Source organism: Kitasatospora sp. NPDC008115 (assembly GCF_042957205.1).
Lineage (GTDB): Bacteria > Actinomycetota > Actinomycetes > Streptomycetales > Streptomycetaceae > Kitasatospora.
In genome coordinates, this window is sequence record NZ_JBIBHU010000095.1 from 1 (window position 1) to 1,302 (window position 1,302).

At 70.1% G+C, this 1,302-nt stretch carries 1 protein-coding gene; it reads left to right on the forward strand.

What is annotated here, in order from left to right:
• Positions 1-126: 126 nt before the first annotated feature.
• Positions 127-1,263 carry an IS30 family transposase gene (locus tag ACFZBX_RS36960; protein ID WP_391538205.1) on the forward strand — a complete coding sequence of 379 codons (1,137 nt, stop codon included), beginning with the start codon at positions 127-129 and terminating at the stop codon, positions 1,261-1,263.
• The last annotated feature ends 39 nt before the right edge of the window (positions 1,264-1,302 follow it).

The window sequence follows — 1,302 nt, forward strand, 5'->3', positions numbered from 1 at the left end:
CTTGGGTTCTAGGAGTCGTTGCAACACCCCAGCTCAGGGGATGCATTGGACTTCGAGATCCGTAGGGACAGGACGCCTCAGGGTCCGCGGAAGCTGACCCGGGAGCGGGCGGCATACTCCCGGCTCATGCAGCAGGGCTACAGCAACAAGGAGGCCTGCCGGATCGTCGGCATCGACGAGCGGACGGGCCAGAAGTGGCGTAACGGGCGCAAGCCCACGGGGACGCAAAGGACGGCTCTGCCACCGCTGCGAGTGGTGGCAGAGCCGTCCGGTCCGTCCCGGTACCTGTGCGAGGGCGAGCGGATCCACATCGCCGACCGGCTGCGGGAGAAGGCCACCGTACGGGCGATCGCGGCCGAGCTGGGCCGCAGTCCCTCCACGGTCAGCCGGGAGATCCGGCGCAACCGCCATCCCGGAAGCGGGAGCTACCGGCCTCATGCCGCGCAGGCCCGCGCCGACGCCCGCCGGCCCCGGCCCAAACCCGGAAAGATCAGCCGCAGCCCGGAGCTGCGGGACTTCATCCAACGGCAACTGGACCGGAAGTGGAGTCCGGAGCAGATCTGCCAGGCTCTGCGGGACACCTTTCCCGAGCGGCCGGAGATGCACGTGGCCCACGAAACCGTCTACCAGGCCCTCTACGTCCAAGGCCGCGGTGAGTTGCGCCGTGAGCTGGCCGGCGCCCTGCGTACCGGCCGTGCCCGGCGTGTCCCCCACCGGCAGGCCGCCGCGCGCAGGCCCAGGTTCGCCCACCCGATGGTCATGATCAGCGAGCGTCCCGCCGAGGTCGAGGACCGGGCGGTTCCCGGGCACTGGGAGGGCGATCTGATCATCGGCAAGGACGGCGCGTCGGCGGTCGGTACGCTGGTCGAGCGCGCCACCCGCTACGTGATGCTCCTGCACCTGCCGAACGGCCGCACCGCCGAGCAGGTGCGCGACGCCCTGGTCGAGACGGTGCGGACCCTGCCCGGGCACCTGGTGCGTTCGTTGACCTGGGACCAGGGCGCGGAGATGGCCGAGCACGGCTCGTTCACCCTGGCCACCGACATCCCGGTCTACTTCTGCGACCCGGCCAGTCCCTGGCAGCGCGGCTCGAACGAGAACACGAACGGCCTGCTGCGGCAGTACTTCCCGAAGGGCACCGACCTCTCGGTCCACACTCCCGAGCACCTGGCCGCCGTCGCCGCCGAACTCAACGGCCGCCCACGCAAGACGCTCGGCTGGGAAACCCCAGCCGAGCGCCTGCATAGACTCATCGCGGCCTAGACAACCGACCACGTGTTGCGACAACCGCTAGAAACCACC